The following is a 17,783-nucleotide window of genomic DNA, read 5'->3' on the forward strand; positions in this document are numbered from 1 at the left end:
TATCGACGCCGGCATTAAACGTCGGGCCGGGAGCGGGATTGCATTTCGATACAGAAAGGCAACCACTCGCCAGTCCGTTGATAGCAGCCTCGATGTATCGGCGATGTGTATCGTCGCAATCACCGGAAACACGCCTGCGAGTGAGAACTGGCTCCCTGCCCTTGCCCAAAATGGCGACGCCGTTCCAAAATTTTCGTCCCTGCCAGATCGCGCCGTACCCGGCCCTGAGTTCTTTCGCAGAAAACTTGTGTCGGGTGCCTTCAGTTTCTGCAGGCAAACGATATCCGGTGACGCCTCTTCAACCCCGCGCAGGAACACCTCGAGACGGCCTTTGACGCCATTCAAATTGTAGGTGGCGATCTTCAAGATGTGCCCGGTGCTTGTGAGAATTGATGCTGCACGAAAAACCCGCATCGGGCGACAATGTTCCGAACGAGTTTTTGGGTTGGTAACTAATTCTTAAAGTACGCGAGAGTTTTCCTGGGGGCTTCAGTCTGCCGCCTCTCCGACGGTATCGGCGACATACGCTCCTCTGGCCCCCATTGGCAGCGGCGATCCCGTGGTAGTATCGCGGACAGTCTGGTGTTCCAGTTCCGCATTCAATACGGCTCCAACGATTACGATGATCACTGATATCCACGTCCAGATCATAAAGCCGATCAATGCCCCAAGTGCACCGTAGGTTGCTTCATAGTTGGCGAAAGTGGTCAGGTAGTAAGAAAACAGGATGGAGGCCAAAAGCCAGAGCAGCGTGCTGAACACGGCTCCCCAGGTCAACCAGCGCGCCTTCGCATGCGCCCGGCTCGGGCCAAAATGATAAATCAGCGCGACAATGCTGCCTATGACGATCAGGACAACCGGCCACCGCAAAAAACGAATTAGCGTTTCCTGCCAACCATCAAGCCAGATGTAGGAAAGAACGGCAGGAACCCCGCCGAGCGCCGCGATGAAAACCGCAGCGAGGATTAGAGCTATCCCTGTGAAGGCAAGAGACACCAGGTTGAGTCGAATTATGCCCCGCTTTTCCGCCTCGCCATACGCGACATTCATCGCGTCAAACATGGCTTTTACGGCGCTATTTGCGCTCCACAACGCGATAGCAAGGCCGACAAGGAAACTCGTGCTCAAGGACGAAGCTTTTGCCTGCACGAGAATGTTGACCTGTGTCAGGATGATGTCGAAAGCACCTGGTGGCAATACGTCCGAGATGAAGACGATGTGCTTGGCCATTGTGGCGGGATCGGCGATGAAACCATAAAATGACACTAAAGCCCCAAGAGCTGGAAACAGGGATAGCAAAACATAGAATGTCACGCCGGCGGCAATCAGAGTTACCCGGTCTTCAAACACGTCCTCAAGCACCCGCCAGAAGACATCTCGAAGGCCCCTCGTCGGGATCTCATTCGGGGTCTCTGCGTTGCGTCCGCGGCCCGGTTCCTCTTTTTCCAGTTCAGCTGAGGATCCCATTATCCGTTTTACTCCATGATCTGCCACATCTCTTCGGCAAAGATAGCGCGACCCGGAATAATGGCTATCGGGAGGAAGCGTGAATCTCCGCGAAACCGAGATTATGCGCACATTCGGATAGTGCCAGGAAACCCCTGACTTACGTGAGTTGAAGTAAATCCCCCCTCGCCGGACATTGGCACCGGCCGACAAATCCGGCCTGATAACGCCCCAACATCTGTCTTCGACAGGGTGGCTGCATCGTTTGACGGATCAGCACGCGGGCGTCAGGCGTTTGTACTCCCTAAAGCCGCTGCCTTCGCGAAACCAAAGTCTCTTTTCGAATAATCCGTGGTGAGATCAGCTGGAAATGGTCCTGTGGTCAGCAGCGTGAAATCAAACGAACCGGGATTATCAGCGTGAAGCACATATTGCCGGTGAACCCTGAGAAAATCCCGTTTGATTCTCAGGTAGCGTTCCGGTTTCAAAAGATGCTTCACCTTTATAAACATCAGCTCGGCTTGCGGTGCATCAGGGTGTCCACACAGGGAAACCACGGCACACTTGTAGAAATGAATCACGTCCGTTAGGCATTGCACCTCCACAAATGACACCTCAGGAGCGCGGGCTATTTCGCCAACGCGTTGACGAAGTCTGTCTGCTGACTTCAACAACGCGCATTGCAGGATCGCCCCACCGAGCGTCGCGAACACCACGCGTTTTCCCGCGATAGCGTCAGGTTTGCGTTCCAAGACCATGCCAAGCACGTGCGCTGCGAGCGTCGATCCCATGCTGTGCGAACTGATGAGGTACTCGTCTGCTGGTTCATCCAATGCTTCGATCACTAAGTCGGACTGTCGCTCTAACCATCGGTCTAGGTCTGAATCACCCGCACCTGCGGCCGATACGGCGAGTTCCCAATCGGCCAACAGATGAAGCGTGAGAAGCCGTTCTGAGAAGGGATGGAAGAGATATCGATAGAATGAATATGCGAGTGGTAGACTCCAGAGATAATGCCAGAATTTGAAATCCAGCCATTGAGGCACGGCTGCGACTGCAAGACTTGTGGCAAGACCAATACTCATGAGAACGAAGGGAAACAGAAAAAACAGACCGAACCGCCAAGCGTGCCTGAAATAGGCTGTCAGTGCCCCTTGACCGATGGCAAACCCAAAACCTGCAAACCCCGCTAGGATTCTCCGGGTCATCGGTTTGTCGCTGAATTTTTCGACAAGGGTATTATGATCACAAATGTAGATAGTGCTTGCTGTTCGCCAGCCCGGCGCTTCGCAAACGATCGCAAAATGCGACGCGCTGGGTTCTTCACTTAACGGCTCGATGGCAGTCGAAAATCCCCATATCTCCGACGAGCGGTGAGCCGACCTTTTGAAGCGCCGGTAGTGAGCTGACGCGTCCATGCGTTCAAACCCTGGAAAATGGATAACCACACGTCGTTTTACGGGTTCAATCATCTTTGCCTGTATGTCAAAACATTCGAAGGGGAATATCCGACAGCCTTGTGAAAGCTGCGGCGCCAAGTCAAGCACGCGATCGGTGGCGCAGGCCATCTGCAATCATCGAAACGCAGAAACGCTTGGGGCCACTCTCGGAGCCGCGCGCGGTTCCTAGGCGGAGCAGGCCAGAATGTGGCGGTCCCCCTGTAGGAACTATGGGTGAAAACTATGTCTTTATCCATCGCCGGCATGAAGGGCCATCTGCGTAGTGTTCTCTTGTGCGGTTGAAAAAACAATGGGGACGTTCGTGTTCGAAAGTGTAACATTCGGTGCTTCTGGGCCAACTTCCGAGCGAAAAATCAGATCATCAAATGGAAAATTGTAACTCGGCAACCAGACTGATATTCCCTGAGGGGGAAAAACGCTGTCGCAAAAATATCCGGCTTGATTGTGGCGATTGCTGGAATGCCCTTAAGTTTTGGTGTCGGACACGTGCGTTCTGGTTTTTCAACGATCCACCAGTCATAGCGACCGCCGTTGTAACCTCAATCCTTCCTGATGCGACGCGGCACTACGCCATCCCCACCGCAGGCTGTGATTTCAACGCGCCACCGTGCGTTTGGCAAAGTGACCCTTGCCGGGTTGCAGTTCCGGTATCTTTGGCAAGGTTGCCCAGGAACCGTTTGGCTCACGCAACGTTGTTGAAAAGACTTGTCCGGGGACCCCTCCCCGGTCGCGAGAGGACGCTCAATGAAAATTCCCCTGTTCACTGCCGTCGGGCTCACTCTGATGCTTTTCTTGAAACCTGCCCTGGCGGACGAAGCAGGATTTTTAAAGTCGATTGGAGGGAAATGGTCGGGCACTGGGTCAGTGACAACAAAAATCGGATCCAGACCCTTGAACGTCACATGCAAATTTGACAGCAGAGCGCGGGGCACATCTCTTATAATGTCGGGTCAGTGCCGTGGACTGGTGGTGATCCGGCGGGCAATTTCCGCCGACATCAGGGCGAATGGCACGAAATATAGTGGGATCTATATGGGACCCTCTGGCCGCCCGTCCCGCCTTTCCGGTTCGCGCACCGGAAATTCTATCAATTTTACTGTCCGGTGGAGCAAGGAGATCAATGGCGATCTAACGGCTCAGATGACGGTCGAAAAAATTGGTGCCAAAGGATTGAGATTGAAAACAACAGACAAAGATCCAAAAACTGGCCGCCTCATTGTCACCAGTGATATCCGGCTGATTCGGTAACGGAGATCAAAAGTCTGGACCACTGACGTGCAAATGCCCGGCACCCAAATTTAATCGGACGTCGCTTTTGTTTTGCCACTGTCACTAGGTTCATCACTTTCTAAGGGTTGTTCTGCTGGTTCGTCTGATGGTTTGAAGTTGGTCATCAGGCGAAGTGTGAGAAACGTCATGATCGATAGAACAAGCGCGATATCGTAAGCTCCCAGCCCCACAGCGGTGCCGATCGCTCCGGTAGCCCATAGGCTGGCCGCGGTTGCGGTTCCTCGCACGCTTTTGCTTACCACCAGAATCGCACCACCGCCGATGAAGCCCATACCGGTGATCAATCCTTCAACGATACGAGCGGTGGCCTCGGGGCTTCCTGCTGTCAGATTTTCAGTCGCTTGGATAAAACCACAGCTGGCGATCGCGACCAGAGGAAATGTCCGCAAACCGGCGCTTCTTTCCCTCTTTTCGCGATCCCATCCTATGGGCAGCGCCAGGAGATAAGCGACGACAAGTGCGCCAAGATGTGGCAGCACGTTGAAGGACTGGGCGATTGCAGAAATCTGGTCGATCATTGGCAATTCCAAAAATAAAAAAATGTGGCGTTCCAGGTCAATTTGTTGCGCGAGGAAAGTGCCCGGCAGGCAAGGCCTTTTACTGCATAATTCTGCGCCCAAAAAGACAAGGGGTGAGCCCGAAAGCTCACCCCTGCCGGTTATTTCTTCATTTTTGAATAGTCGAGCTTAGGAGCGTTCGACAGATCGTCCTTCGTGGTATCGACAAAGGCCTTCCAGTTGCCATCGACGTCGGCAAGGGCAACCGAAGCGGGGTCAAGAACGACGTAGCTTTCGCCGATGCTGAGGAAGCCGCCGACACTTGCGACGATACCAATGACTGACTTTCCCTCACCGATTACGATATCGGAAATTTCCCCGATTTCCTCGTTTTGCTTGTTATAGATATCGACGCCGATAAGGCTGGAGGTCATCAGATCGGTGTCTTGGATGTTCACAAACTTCAGTGGAATGGTGGCGGAAGTCCCCATTGTGATGCCCGGGCCGGTAAGTGCTGCATCTGCTCCGGTCGCTGCGGCCGTCTGCGCAACGGCGGCGCCTGAGAGAAGGGAAAAAGTGAGACCGGCAAGGATCAGACGAAGGTTCATAAAAAAGCTCCTTAAAGTGAATGTTGCCGGCGGGAGAGATACCACTTCCGGCGGCAGTAAACACTCATCAGGACAATTGGTTCCGAGACGATCGCTACAAAACCGGTAGCCGCCGCGTCGCCTCTATCGTGACCCGACGGAAGTACCAATCACCTTATGGAGCGCTCCGAGAAAATGACCAGTTTGGAGGTGGTCAATGGGGATGGAAGCTGTAGCAGAAGTTCGGCGCGGAATCAGCCAGACTCCCCTCCCCTCCTCCCCAAGAGCACTGCATTAGCGCAGTACGAGGGATAATCTCAGTAGTCTCGTCGGTTGTAACCGGTCGCCGGAGTGTCCGCTCATCATTGTGTGCGGTGCTCCAGGTAAGAGGCTCAAACAGTTGGCGACTTCCGTGACGGCTGAAATCGCCATGGTGCAAGGTTCAGTCGAGCGGGCAATTCCTCTATCCGCGGTCATGACCGTTTGCGCCGTCTCAAGGTGGGATGCAGCCGGAAAATCACTTTGCTGTCTTTGCAATCGTTCACTTGGATGAGGTCTTCAACGGGATCGGCTTTCGTTCCATACAACGCGCATCCGGAACGGATCAAAGGCAACTATGTGTGAGATCATTTGACGCTATTATTCGTAAAATACGAATGAGTGATTCTTTAGCCAGGCTGGAAGTGAACGAGTTTGCTTGATTTGGGGAATGGTCAAGTTGCTGAGAAGCGTCGTTCTGTGCCAGTTGTCTGGACAAATGTTGGGTGGGTTGGCGGAACACCGACGTGAGGCGGTGACCCTTATGTACTTGTAATAAAGAGACATTCTTCACTTTTGATTGCGTACATAGTGTGTCCAATCGAAGCGGTATAACCTTGGTGGGGTCTATTATCTCCTTGTCACGCTTGTAGAATCGGAGATAAATAACGGTTAACAGGCAAAATTTGCCTATAAATCGTTATCTGGACATTTTTCTAAAATGAACGCTAACTCGATGCCTTCGACAAAGATACCAATGCACTTCGAAGATCAGATCCTCGAACAGGGAGACCTGATATCGAAAAAGCTGCATCTGCTGAGCGTGCAACGGTTTCCACCAAATGCGCGAAAGACGCTGCGTTCGTTTTCTTTGGCAGAGGTTGCAACCTATCTCAACGTGTCGCAAAGCACGCTGAAGAAGCTCCATCTCGATGGCAAAGGCCCCCTGCCCCAGACATCCAGTTCCGGTCGCCGGTCTTACACGGCCAGTCAAATGCTGGAATTGCGGCATTACCTCGATCAACATGGCCGCTCCGATAGCCGCATGTATGTGCCGCACCGCCGGCCAGGCGAAAAACTCCAGGTCATTGCTGCCGTTAACTTCAAAGGCGGATCCGGCAAAACCACGAGTGCCGCTCATCTCGCGCAATACCTCGCACTGACAGGCCATCGGGTGCTGGCTATCGATCTTGACCCTCAGGCATCACTGTCTTCTCTACACGGCTTTCAGCCAGAGTTTGATCAAGTGGCATCAATTTATGATGCGATCCGCTACGACGACGAAAAGAAGCCCCTGTCGGAAATTATCCAGCCTACAAATTTTCCGGGTCTGGATATCGTTCCGGCAAACCTTGAGCTGCAAGAATACGAATACGACACGCCCTTGGCGATGACAAACCGCTCGTCCAACGAAGGCAAGACATTTTTTACGCGAATATCGCGAGCGCTTCAAGAAGTTGATGACCGATATGACGTCGTTGTCGTCGATTGCCCTCCCCAGCTTGGTTATCTAACCATTACAGCGCTCACGGCTGCGACGAGCGTCTTGATTACAATTCACCCGCAGATGCTCGATGTCATGTCTATGGGACAGTTCCTGCTGATGCTCGGAGGTATCTTAAGACCGATCCGCGCGGCCGGTGCAGAGGTCAATCTCGAATGGTATCGCTACCTTATCACGCGATACGAGCCGACGGACGTACCACAGGCACAAATGGTGGGTTTCATGAACACCATGTTCCATGAGTTCATGTTGAAGAACCAAATGTTGAAATCGACTGCGATCTCCGACGCCGGGATTACAAAGCAATCCCTCTACGAAGTGGAGAAATCCGCGATAACGCGCTCAACATATGAGCGCGCGATCGATTCCATGGATTCAGTTAATGGAGAAATCGCATCGCTTATCCATGCTTCATGGGGGCGATGATATGTCAGCTGACAAAAACGCGATTTTCTCGCGGAAATACAACGGTCTATGCCGAAATTGGAGCAGGTAGATGGCTCGTAAGAACTTTTTAGCAGGCTTAGTCGATGTCGATGTCCCGTCGGAACAAGCGCCGACATCCTATCCAATGCGCGGCGCTTCGAAGACAATGATACGGTCAATCGATGAAATGGCCAAACAGGCCGACCGGTTTCTCGAAGGCGAGGCAATCGTTGAGCTTGAGCCGGAACAGATCGACGGCTCATTCATCTCTGATCGGCTCGATGATGATCCGGCGGAGTTTGATGCCCTAGTTGAGGCCATCAAGGTTCAGGGGCAGAATACCCCTATTCTTGTAAGGCCACATGTTGGAGATAGAGATCGCTATCAGGTCGTATACGGCCATCGGCGGTTACGCGTTGCCAAGGCGCTCGGACGCAAGGTCCGTGCTGTCGTCAAACAGATGGACGATCGAACGCACGTCATCACGCAGGGTCAAGAGAACTCGGCGCGCGCAAACTTGACGTTTATCGAGCGCGCCCTGTTTGCGAGACGACTTGATGAGAGAGGATACGACAGAGAGGTCATCTCGGCAGCACTCGCTACCAATGCGGCCTCGCTGTCAAAGATGATGTCGGTAACGGAGCGCATCCCAGCGGCCCTGATCAGCACGATCGGAGCTGCCCCGGCAGTTGGCCGGGAGCGTTGGATAGAGCTCTCGCTTCTCGCCGGGAGGGCATCCAGCATCGAAAAAATCGACGTCCTCACGCGAGCCGCGACATTTCTGGAATTGCGATCGGACGATCGGTTTACGGCAGTGCTGAACGCGTTGAACAAGACTGCGCGGCCGGTGAAAAAGACAGAGTTGTCTTCAAGCGTCGCGAAGTGGCAAACCGTAGACAAGACAGTCGCAGCGGAGATCAAGAACAGCGGTAAATCGTTTTCTCTGACAATGAAGGCGAAAAACGCCAGCCGCTTCGGAAACTACCTATCGTCGAAACTGGACATACTCTACGCCCAATTCCTGGACGAGGAACAGAAACACGGAGACTAAACTGCAAAAAGAAAAAGGCCCCCAAACGACCTAAATCGTGGAAGCCTCTCTCGTATTCCTAGCAGATCGAGAATCGCATTTCCCCGAATCATAGTCAAGAGTCTTGGGCACCGTTTTGGTGGTTGTGTTCTTTTTGCCTAAAAAAGGTGAAGGAAAATGCAGACGGGATTTGTGACGACGCCCTTTGGGCGGCGGCCGATGACTCTTGCCTTGATAAAAAGCCAGATTGAGTCGGCTGAGATCAATCCAGGCAAATCAATCGACAAGTGGAAGATCTATCGAGACGTGTGTGATGCGCGTTCGCTTTTAGGGCTGCGAGACCGCGCCTTGTCAGTGCTCAATGCGCTACTTTCGTTCTATCCGGAAACCCATCTCTCAGACGGTAACAAGCTGGTGGTGTTTCCTTCAAACGCCCAGTTGGCCACACGCGCCAATGGCATCGCCGGCACCACGCTTCGCGAGAACCTTGCTATTCTGGTTAATGCCGGAATCATCCATCGTAAAGACAGCCCCAACGGCAAGAGATACGCGCGCAAGGATAGGGCAGGCGAGGTTGAGGACGCTTTCGGCTTCAGCTTGGCGCCCCTTCTCGCACGATCCGAGGAATGGGCCCGCTTAGCGCAGCAGGTTGCCCTCGATCGCAAACAGTTTAGGATCGTCAAGGAGAAGATCTCACTGTGCCGTCGCGATATTCGCAAGATACTCACCGCGGCGATGGAAGAGGGCGCATCTGGGGACTGGGGCAAGATCGAATCCCATTACATCGGGCTGGTTTCGCAGATAGCAAAGGCCAAAACGCACGGCGCATTGAACGGCATTCTTGACGAACTGTCGATGCTGCTGGAAAAAACACTCAACATACTGGAAAACCAGCTAGTTTTTAAAAAATCCGACAGCAATGATGACGAAGAGCGTCGGCACATACAGAATTCAAATACCGAATCTATAATTGAATTTGAACCTGTCTCGAAAAAAAAGACGGGCAAAAACTCGATTCCCACCAGCAACCCCCCTGCTGAACCCGTAAAGGCCTTTCCGTTGGGATTAGTGCTACGGGCGTGCCCCGACGTGGCGATGTACGGGCCAAATGGGGCGATTGGCAGTTGGCGTGAACTCATGACGGCCGCCGTCACCGTCCGATCGATGCTCGGGGTCAGTCCGACTGCCTACCAGGATGCCTGCGACGTATTGGGACCGGAAATGGCGGCCGCAGCGATTGCCTGTATCCTTGAGCGGGGAGGGCATATCAACTCGGCAGGCGGTTATCTGCGTGATCTCACCCGAAGGGCGGAGAAGGGCGAGTTCTCGCTCGGTCCGATGCTGATGGCACTGGTACGCGCCAACGCTCGCAGCGAGCGCAAAACAGGATGAAAATGGGGATAAATGCACAAATACGTGTTCCCACCTCATTAACTCCGGCGTCGCGGGGACTGATAGTTTCTGACTGTGGGATGACGGAGGCCGGGCTGACGATGCATTTCAAACCACGCACAAGACTGATCCGGACGCCTGTAAGAAAAACCGGGCCGGAACGTTGATTCGGAGCTGTCGCGAACTAGTGGTCGTGTTCTGCTGATCTATCGCTGAGCAAGGCTGGCCGGCAGTGTTTCGCATTGCTCGACGATAGGGGAGGGGGCGCCGGAAAGCCGCCTGGTTGTTGCCGGCTGGGTGGCGCAGCCGGACTGACCTGCGGAAAAGCGGCACGCCTACGCATGCAGGTTTGCGAAAGTCTTATATCAAGGTCGGTTTACCACTCGGCGAAATGTCGGTGGGATTACTCGGGTCAGACGGCAGGCTTTCGAAGTGGGTTTTGGGAGTGAAAATGAGGGCCTTACGTTGTCTCGTAGAAAGTTCCTTCAGAGGCTCCTTTGGCCGAAGCTGCGAAGCGCGTATTTGGACAGGTTCTTGGTGGCGGGAAATTTGACTGAAAACGCGCTGTCGCCGCATTTGCGCCTAACGCATGTCCGCAAGCTGCTCGGCTGTTTCGGGTCCGGTGACACCTAGGGCTTTTTTCCTTGTCTTCGTGCATCTTTTTGCCGTCGCCTGCGTTGTGACGACAAGTCAGGGAGAAGATGATGATGCAGCGTGGTTCAAATAGGATGGGCAAACGGAACCGTTCCACCGGTGGAAATGAGCTTGAGGAATATTTCGCGGAGCTAGGCGACGGAGAAACGGATAATTACGGCTCTCAATTGAGCCCGCGCGGCACCAGTTCGTCTGGCCTGTCCGTTCCCGAGGAGATCCGCCGGCTTACCGCCTACGTCGCTCACCTCGACGGTATCATCTCAAGCCGTCTGGGTTCTCGGCAAGTAGCATCGCCGCGGGCTATGTCGGGTTTTCTTGGGCCAGCTGTTGGCCTTGTCATTGCTATCAGCATAGCCGTCGCTTTAAGGGCGGCTGCGCGCCGCTGACCAAGCCCCGGGCGCTTCCCAAAACATTGATTTCACTCCGGTAACCAGTGCGTGAAAAGCGTGCCGGGATAAACTTATATGAACAGGAAGTTCACATCGAGTTCATACCGAGGGGCGCAATGTCCGAAATCAACTCGAAAGGATGAAAATGAAAAATACAATCCAGACTATGGGCGCCGCTGCAATAGCGATGGTGGTAGGCCTCACCACCTTTACGGCGGCATCTGCGGCCCCGATCGCGCCCGCGCGGCTGGAAATGAAGTCGGAGATACAGGTAATTCAGTATCGCCACCGCGACGATCACAAGCCTCGCTGGAAGAGGCAGCAAGAACGGCGGCATGATCGCCGTGCGGAACGTAGCGAAGATCGGCGTGGATACTGGAAGGGCCACCGAGGGTATAAGGAACACCGCCGCGGTTACCGGCGCCATAGTGATGGATTCTACTACTCACCTGACGTCTTCCGGATAGTCATCCGTTGATGTTGATGGGGCGCCACCCGTATCGGGTGGCGCTTGTTTCTTATTTACCGGCGACTGAGGGGGTTCTCCCGAAGGTCGTTTATTGGCCGATGTCGTTTTACATACTATCCCGCCAACCAAGCCAACTGGAATGGTTATTGCGTGTCTGCTAATATATGCACGCAAGAGGAGGGAACAGTGCCATGAATTCGGACAGGTTGTGCCAATTTCCCGCAATTTGGCTGCTTACGGGTGTCGGAGAACGATACAAACCAGTCGATACGGTGGCCGCGGCAGCAGAAGTACTGCTGAACGAATGGCCGCAGAGCGGGGGGCGTGAGTATAGGTTTGCTCTTGAAGCATGCTTATACGCACTTCAGGACCGCGGCCCCTCAGATGCTGTCCCAAGAGCGCTGATGCGCGCTGCGGATGAGGCCTTCATCTGTTACATCCGCGTCGTCAAAGACGGAAAGCAAGAAGCGCTGCAATCGTCGATGTCACCGCAACAACACGCCATCCGAACGGGATCCAAGCTGATCGGCTCCTCGCCGTAGAGCGAATAAACCTAGCACGGTCTAATACCGGAACTGCCGTCTGATATCTGGGCCAAAAGTACGGAATTAATGCAGAGTTTCATGCCCGGGGAGGGGAGAACTTCCCTATTCGTCGGCGTTCACAATTTGGAAGACTGCTGTGTGATGGCGCAGCGTGTCAGAAACGCTATTTTTAAGCTTTTGCGCGATGATACAGCCATTCTTGCAGTGCTAAACAGTAACAAATGATAATGCAACATTATCGGTCGTTATCTTGTAGCGACGGGCGGTGCGGTTTTTGTGCATCACTTGACGATCAACTGCACATAGCGGCTCGGTGATTTTGCGCCCCCGCGGTGCATTTAGTCGATTCGTTTGAGGTTTTCCGGCACCTGATAAGCAGTTGCCTCGAAGCGCAGACGACGGGCAGTTGTGATCCCGTCTTTATCGTCCACACACTCTCCGTCGGGGCCCAACGTGCTGATAGTCTTTGTTTTCTTCTCCGAGACGAGGATATCGGAATGGCGGTTTGGTTGAAGGCGCCCCATGGCGAGCGTGCGCTCGATCGTCCGGAATTCCCCAGCGCAATTGGTATCCCATTCGCCCTGGTGCCCTGCGACCACAATGTTATCGAGCACAGGTTTCAGTTCGTTGTTGTCTACGAGAAAGAGCCACAGGACTGTCTCACCAAACGGATTGGGGCTCGAACTTCCGCGCCTTTCAATGCGCAATCCGAAGGAAATCTCGCTTTCTGAAAGGCGATAGTATGCGGTGTCAAAAGCCACGCCTGAGACGAAGACGGCATCGTCGGTGAGAAGGTCTGGAAGGCGCAGCCGGTGCTTCAGCTTGAGACCGTCGCTATCGACAACGAGGAGTTCGATGTCTCCTTCGTTTCCGTCCTCCGATTGGCTCGTCATGAGAGGTACTGCGAATAGCATGAGCTCGGGGCGGGCGGGCCACGTCTTGCAGATCAGTTCATGAGGATTGTCGCCCGCATCTGCCGGTAGCCTGATGGTCTGGCCTCCAACTTTAATTTCCCGTTCGGAAACTTGTTTCGCCGCGGGGTAAGCTTGCCTGACGATGTCGGCGCCTCGAGCGCTACACTCGCTGTCGGCCGCCTGAACACTCGGAACGGTGAAGGCAACAATGGCCGACGCAGCGGCAAGCAGAAAAAATACCCGGCGCTGGCGAACGAAACTTAACGACATGCTGGCCCCCAACGATTGAGTAACTGCGTCCATAGTGGTCCAACAAGTGCTGAGAAGCCAGTGCGGCTCGTTTGGCCGCGGGCTTGGTGTCGTTCCCTCCCAATGTCAAAAGATAGCGCAGGATCGATTGCTCGCCGGTCATTGATCCAACTTATCGCGTTGACACCCTCCTCTTCAAATGAGAACGATTAGTGAACATTATGGAGGCTCACCGCCGATGATTCGCTATTCCCGCTATGTCGAGCCCGACGTCCCGCAGCAACGGGCAGTCCCAAAATCCCCGAGCCCGAAACCACGGACTGTTGTCGTGTCAACGGAGCACGCCGCGACGGAGCCGGCGCCCACATCTCTTAACACCGACAAGGTGCAGTCGGCTGCCGAGACCTTGTCGCCGGGCGTCGAGCACCTCGAACTGACAGCGCCTGACGGCCCGCCGTCGAAAGCGAGGAAGAGTAAGTCCTCCGGGCGCAGGCCCAAGACCCAGCCGGCCGATAGCGGCACGGCGCCGGCATTGCCTTTGCTCACCGGGATCGAAGCCTAGCGGCGGCCGCTTCATCCGACATCTAGGACACTGCCTGCCGCAATATCGAGGGTCGTTTCCCGGGCGGCTGATGGGGACCGGGAGCGGCCCGCATCACATTGTGACTAAGCCGCTTCCCAGACCTGGTTGAGGATCTTTGCGGCCAGTGCCGCCTTGTCCTGGGGCAGGAACCGACCTTAGTGCTGCTGCACGACATCCGGCGTATCCTGGATGGCGTAGCTTGCCTGCTCATAGGATCCAGTCTGCTTGAGGATATGGGTCGCCAGAATATCCCGAACATTATGTGGTCCGTGCGGCAGCAAACCTTTGATGGCTCCGCGACCGGTATAGAGATTGTAGATCCCATAACGCTGGATCACGGTTCGCCAGGCCTCGTAGAATTTGGTGGAGTCGTAGGCCGCGTCGAGGCTGGTCGTTTTGACTGTCTTGACGAACAGTGTGCCAGGATCCTTTGCCGCGCCGAGTAGCACCCCGCGATGGCGATCGATATAGGCTTCGAGGTATTTATAGAGGTCGAGCAGGTCCGGCAGGATGAGCCGGAATGGTTTTTGCCCAAAGAAGGACGAGCCGGAATTCTTGAAGGCGGCCGACGGGATAAGCACCTCCCAGCCTCGCTCCCGCTCGCTCCACCGTAGCTCGCCGCACTTCATGTCTTCCAGCCGTCGCTCGGAGGTGGGGAAATGACCGCGCGGGCAGACGCGAAGCTGGCGAGGGTTCTTTTGCCGAAGCCCCAGATGCAGGCCGAGGCGAAGCATCAGGAAGAGCGGACGGCCTCCGCGGCCGGTCGTGGATAGCGGTCTTCGTCCGGCATGCGTTTGAGGATCTCATCGGTGATCTTGCGGTATTCCGCCAGCGGACTGTCCGCCTCCAGAATGCACATGATCGGCTCGAACGGATCGCGGTGAACACGCATTACCCGCTGAACTTCCTTGGATCGGTTGGCGGCATGGCGATGAAACGCATCGCAGGCCCCATGCCAGTCGCGCGCCGCGAACTCGATCTCCTCGGGCGCGACCAAGCCTTCGATCGGCCGGACGGTATTCAACAGCTCCGGATGCTGGCGGATCCAGCCAACTTCTGAACGTGTCAGGGCCTGTGCCACCATCAGCATGTCCTCCTCTTCCCACTTGGTATAGAAGCCACGCCTTTGTTCGCGCCACTGTAAATACCAGTCCCAGACGCCCGGGAAGATCAGCAGGCCGAAGGTGAGTTGACTGAGGGGAACGCCGCGTCCTTTCGCTGCGCCGGCAGGCGAGGCGGCAAGAGCGCCGAACATCAAGCCGAGATGCTCGATCTTCTGCGACGCTGTTTCCTCTCCCCATACCCCGTTCCTCTGAAAGCCGATCGCCGTCAGCGTCGAGGTCTTGAAGCGGATCAGATCAGCCATTTCCATGGCCAACTGCGGCGGCGCGTCGATGACGCCTGACAGAAGATCAGGATCTTCGAACGTTTCCGTAGCATTCTGGTTGGCGCTGATCGCCAGGCATTGCGATCGAGGCGACAGCGATCCACCGCCATAGGTGATGCCTGGAAAGCGGATGGCGTAATGCTGCTTGACCGCTGCGGCCTGGTAGCGCCGATAGTCTGTCGAGCCCGAGATGATGACCCGGCGCACCCATTCGAGGATTTCCTCCCGCTTGACGAAGGGCAGGCTGCTGAAATCGTCCGGCAGATGCCATGCGAGGCGCCGCCGCTCTGCCGGGCTGATGTCACCCAATTCATGGCCGTAGAGAGAACGGGACTGGTGCGGCAGCTTCGCCTTGAAGTATCCGGCCGGCAGGCCGTATCGCTGCTCGATGCGCGACAGGATTCCGAAGCTCGCTACTGATCGTGGAACGCGCTCGCCCTGTACCCAGGAAAGGAGGGTCTTGTCGTCGAAGGTTTCGCCCAGGCGAATGACGGCGCGATAGAGTTGCCAGTGGCTCTCGCCGAACCTTCGCATATGATAAACAAGCGCCTCCTGAAAACCGGCAGGATCTTTGCTAGCTTCGAACAGTGGATCAGGAAACCGCCGGATCGGCTCAGGTCCCTTCTGCTCCGACCCGAACCGGGGATCAGGATCGTCGTCGCCGACGCGCCGCGGCGTTCGGGTGGAGGGCGCCGTGGCCGCAGACCGACGTTGATCAGGCCGTTTTGATCGTGGTGCTTGCTTCACCGGCTGATCGTCCTCCGCAACTCGTGGCGCTCCGAGCCACCGTATGATTGCGTCCAAGGTAACGCGGAACTGCCTTTTCAAATCCGCCGTCAGTTCATCCTCGATCCCACAGGCATCGATGATGAGACCGACGAGGTAGGGCCTGATATTCTCCAGCGCTCGCTTCGACGCGATCGGCGCAATGCGCGCTTCGCAGAAGTTCGAGATTTTTTCGCTGAAAATGACGTGATGACAGATCGTGTTTTGGCATGCTCTCATTCCATTCTCTCGGCACCAATGCCAAGGGCGAGCGGGAATAGGAGCTGTCGTTTAAAAAAGGATTACTCGATCACGGGGGAGGCGGGAGCGGGCAAGGCCGTTACGGGGAGGTTTAGTCCCTCGAGGTGATCGTGGGGCAGGTGGTCATGATGATGCCCCTTGCCAGTCCGTTTTGAATGCGCGGAAGTTCCAAAGCGGCTGGGGTGAGTAACTTTTGATTCAACAGTGTTCTTTCCGACATAGGAGACGGAAGAGTTATGTATGTCTGCGCACGGGCAGCTATTGTTACATCGAAAATAGGCTGTCTAAACTTCGATAACCTATAATTATCGATGGTTAAGAAACCAACTGGCAATCATGCCATGTGAGGAACTGTAATATTCATATAGAGTTCCTACAGGAAATCATTTACCATGATTTCAATGACTTATGATCTCGCGAAAATCAGCATGACAGCCCTGATCCGACCGGCTTTCGACGCAGGCATGGCGCTTGCGCGTTTGGACGAGCGGATTGCCCGTTCGCCGGTCGGCCCGGGCTTCCTCGAACGATCCCAATTCGTCGACGCCTGCGCTTCGCTGTGGATCGACGGAGAGCTTGTGCATCTCGAAGACCTGGTTCTCCACGACGCCACCCGCGATATCCGCACACCGACCCACGAACTCACCATCGCCCGCGACGTGTTGCGCACGCGTCGGCGGATCGCCGCCCAATTTCCGGGCTGGGCGTTGTCGGCCGACGGTATCCGGGCGCTGCGGAAAACCTCGGAGATCACCTCTGCCGAAGCTAACGAGCGTGAGACGACAGCCGCCGCCTGGGGCGTAGTCCCGATCGATCCGGAAGGCCAGGGGGGAAGACGCCGACGACATCAAACATCTGCCCGGCATCGACTATGCCGCCATCGATGCGGTTCTAGCCCGATCGGAGGCAGCAATTGAGAACGCAACACGGCCCGGCCGGAGTGGCGACCAAGAGAAAGATCCGATGATCTACGATCTTGACTGGGACGAGGATGCGCGGCTCGACGAATGGCGCGCTGTGTTGCGACAGGCCGAAAACTTGCCGGCGGTGCTGCAGGCGGTGGTTGCCCTCGATGCCTGGAACCAGCTTTCCGTCCTTCAGTACGCGCCCTGGCTCGGCCGCCTCCTGGCTGCCGCGATCTTGCGCCAGGCCGGGCTCACCTCCGGTGCGCATCTTGCCGCGATCAATCTCGGCCTCAAAACCATCCCCCGTCGATCGGCGCCGGCATCGCGACCGGGAGACGCGGCTGCTCGCCATCGCCCACGGTCTGATCGCGGCCGCCGAGCTTGGCATGAAAGAGCATGACCGGTTGGTGCTGGCCCGCACCCTGTTCCAGCGGAAGCTGGAGGAGAGAGGACGTCTTGGTGGCGAAGGCGCTCGAGGTGACGCCGCAGGCGGCGCGGCGGATTGTTTTGGAGCTCGGCCTGCGCGAGATGACGGGGAGGGGAGGTTTCGGGCGTGGGGTGTTATGTGATCAGCTTACAAACGGCCGTGCGATAATGTGAACGCCAGCTGACCCACCGCTCTGCGAGCAGCAAACGGTTGCGATTCAGGCCAAGTGTTTGATGAAGTTTTAGAGCGCGACGCAGGTTCTTTATATTCCGCGCACGACATGTAACGCTTGGTACTCTACCTATTTTCAGGACGGCATAGCGTCTTCTTGGCATCCACCTCCAC

13 protein-coding genes and 3 pseudogenes are annotated in these 17,783 nt (G+C 55.5%); 8 read left to right on the plus strand and 8 right to left on the minus strand.

Annotated elements, in window-relative coordinates:
- Window positions 1–16 precede the first annotated feature (16 nt).
- The 3 genes and pseudogenes from ACP7E6_RS24655 to ACP7E6_RS24665 all read right to left on the minus strand — a co-directional run.
- Window positions 17–366 (minus strand): annotated as a pseudogene (locus ACP7E6_RS24655) (exodeoxyribonuclease III); the annotation flags it as partial.
- 123 nt (window positions 367–489) lie between these two features.
- Window positions 490–1,467, minus strand: coding sequence for a YihY/virulence factor BrkB family protein (locus ACP7E6_RS24660; RefSeq protein ID WP_426232331.1), 978 nt, complete (start codon window positions 1,465–1,467; stop codon window positions 490–492).
- Window positions 1,468–1,733: 266 nt separating this feature from the next.
- Window positions 1,734–3,014 (minus strand): hypothetical protein, encoded by a 1,281-nt coding sequence (locus ACP7E6_RS24665; RefSeq protein WP_426232332.1) that lies wholly within the window; start codon window positions 3,012–3,014, stop codon window positions 1,734–1,736.
- A gap of 636 nt (window positions 3,015–3,650) precedes the next feature.
- On the opposite strand from ACP7E6_RS24665, the gene ACP7E6_RS24670 reads away from it, so the two are divergent.
- Window positions 3,651–4,154: a hypothetical protein gene (locus tag ACP7E6_RS24670; RefSeq protein WP_426232333.1), complete on the plus strand. Its 504-nt coding sequence runs from the start codon at window positions 3,651–3,653 to the stop codon at window positions 4,152–4,154.
- Window positions 4,155–4,204: 50 nt separating this feature from the next.
- Here ACP7E6_RS24670 and ACP7E6_RS24675 read toward each other — a convergent pair whose 3' ends face one another.
- Both ACP7E6_RS24675 and ACP7E6_RS24680 read right to left on the minus strand, forming a co-directional pair.
- Window positions 4,205–4,714, minus strand: a complete 510-nt coding sequence (locus ACP7E6_RS24675; RefSeq protein WP_426232334.1) for an MgtC/SapB family protein — start codon at window positions 4,712–4,714, stop codon at window positions 4,205–4,207.
- A gap of 140 nt (window positions 4,715–4,854) precedes the next feature.
- Window positions 4,855–5,301, minus strand: a complete 447-nt coding sequence (locus ACP7E6_RS24680) for a PRC-barrel domain-containing protein (protein ID WP_426232335.1) — start codon at window positions 5,299–5,301, stop codon at window positions 4,855–4,857.
- A 958-nt stretch (window positions 5,302–6,259) separates the two neighbouring features.
- Here ACP7E6_RS24680 and repA point away from each other — a divergent pair.
- From repA to ACP7E6_RS24700, 4 genes are all read left to right on the plus strand, one after another.
- Window positions 6,260–7,468, plus strand: coding sequence for a plasmid partitioning protein RepA (repA, locus tag ACP7E6_RS24685; protein WP_426232336.1), 1,209 nt, complete (start codon window positions 6,260–6,262; stop codon window positions 7,466–7,468).
- A 70-nt stretch (window positions 7,469–7,538) separates the two neighbouring features.
- Complete coding sequence (repB, locus tag ACP7E6_RS24690) at window positions 7,539–8,519, plus strand: plasmid partitioning protein RepB (RefSeq protein ID WP_426232337.1); 981 nt, start codon at window positions 7,539–7,541, stop codon at window positions 8,517–8,519.
- A gap of 156 nt (window positions 8,520–8,675) precedes the next feature.
- Window positions 8,676–9,890 carry a plasmid replication protein RepC gene (repC, locus tag ACP7E6_RS24695; protein WP_426232338.1) on the plus strand — a complete coding sequence of 405 codons (1,215 nt, stop codon included), beginning with the start codon at window positions 8,676–8,678 and terminating at the stop codon, window positions 9,888–9,890.
- 704 nt (window positions 9,891–10,594) lie between these two features.
- Complete coding sequence (locus ACP7E6_RS24700; protein ID WP_426232339.1) at window positions 10,595–10,930, plus strand: hypothetical protein; 336 nt, start codon at window positions 10,595–10,597, stop codon at window positions 10,928–10,930.
- Window positions 10,931–11,021: 91 nt separating this feature from the next.
- Here ACP7E6_RS24700 and ACP7E6_RS24705 read toward each other — a convergent pair whose 3' ends face one another.
- Complete coding sequence (locus ACP7E6_RS24705) at window positions 11,022–11,360, minus strand: hypothetical protein (RefSeq protein ID WP_426232340.1); 339 nt, start codon at window positions 11,358–11,360, stop codon at window positions 11,022–11,024.
- Between the two features lie 233 nt (window positions 11,361–11,593).
- Here ACP7E6_RS24705 and ACP7E6_RS24710 point away from each other — a divergent pair, with 233 nt between their 5' ends.
- Window positions 11,594–11,944, plus strand: coding sequence for a DUF982 domain-containing protein (locus tag ACP7E6_RS24710; RefSeq protein ID WP_426232341.1), 351 nt, complete (start codon window positions 11,594–11,596; stop codon window positions 11,942–11,944).
- Window positions 11,945–12,285: 341 nt separating this feature from the next.
- Here the strand turns inward: ACP7E6_RS24710 and ACP7E6_RS24715 are convergent, their stop codons facing one another.
- Entirely contained in the window at window positions 12,286–13,131 is an 846-nt protein-coding gene (locus tag ACP7E6_RS24715) for a hypothetical protein (protein ID WP_426232342.1), read from the minus strand.
- A gap of 307 nt (window positions 13,132–13,438) precedes the next feature.
- On the opposite strand from ACP7E6_RS24715, the gene ACP7E6_RS24720 reads away from it, so the two are divergent.
- Window positions 13,439–13,672, plus strand: a complete 234-nt coding sequence (locus ACP7E6_RS24720; protein WP_426232343.1) for a hypothetical protein — start codon at window positions 13,439–13,441, stop codon at window positions 13,670–13,672.
- A gap of 104 nt (window positions 13,673–13,776) precedes the next feature.
- On the opposite strand, the pseudogene ACP7E6_RS24725 reads toward ACP7E6_RS24720, so the two are convergent.
- A pseudogene (locus tag ACP7E6_RS24725) lies at window positions 13,777–16,077 on the minus strand (hypothetical protein).
- A gap of 421 nt (window positions 16,078–16,498) precedes the next feature.
- On the opposite strand from ACP7E6_RS24725, the pseudogene ACP7E6_RS24730 reads away from it, so the two are divergent.
- Window positions 16,499–17,580 (plus strand): annotated as a pseudogene (locus tag ACP7E6_RS24730) (RHE_PE00001 family protein).
- Window positions 17,581–17,783: the final 203 nt, after the last annotated feature.

The organism is Pararhizobium sp. DWP3-4, from assembly GCF_049898205.1.
GTDB lineage: Bacteria > Pseudomonadota > Alphaproteobacteria > Rhizobiales > Rhizobiaceae > Pararhizobium.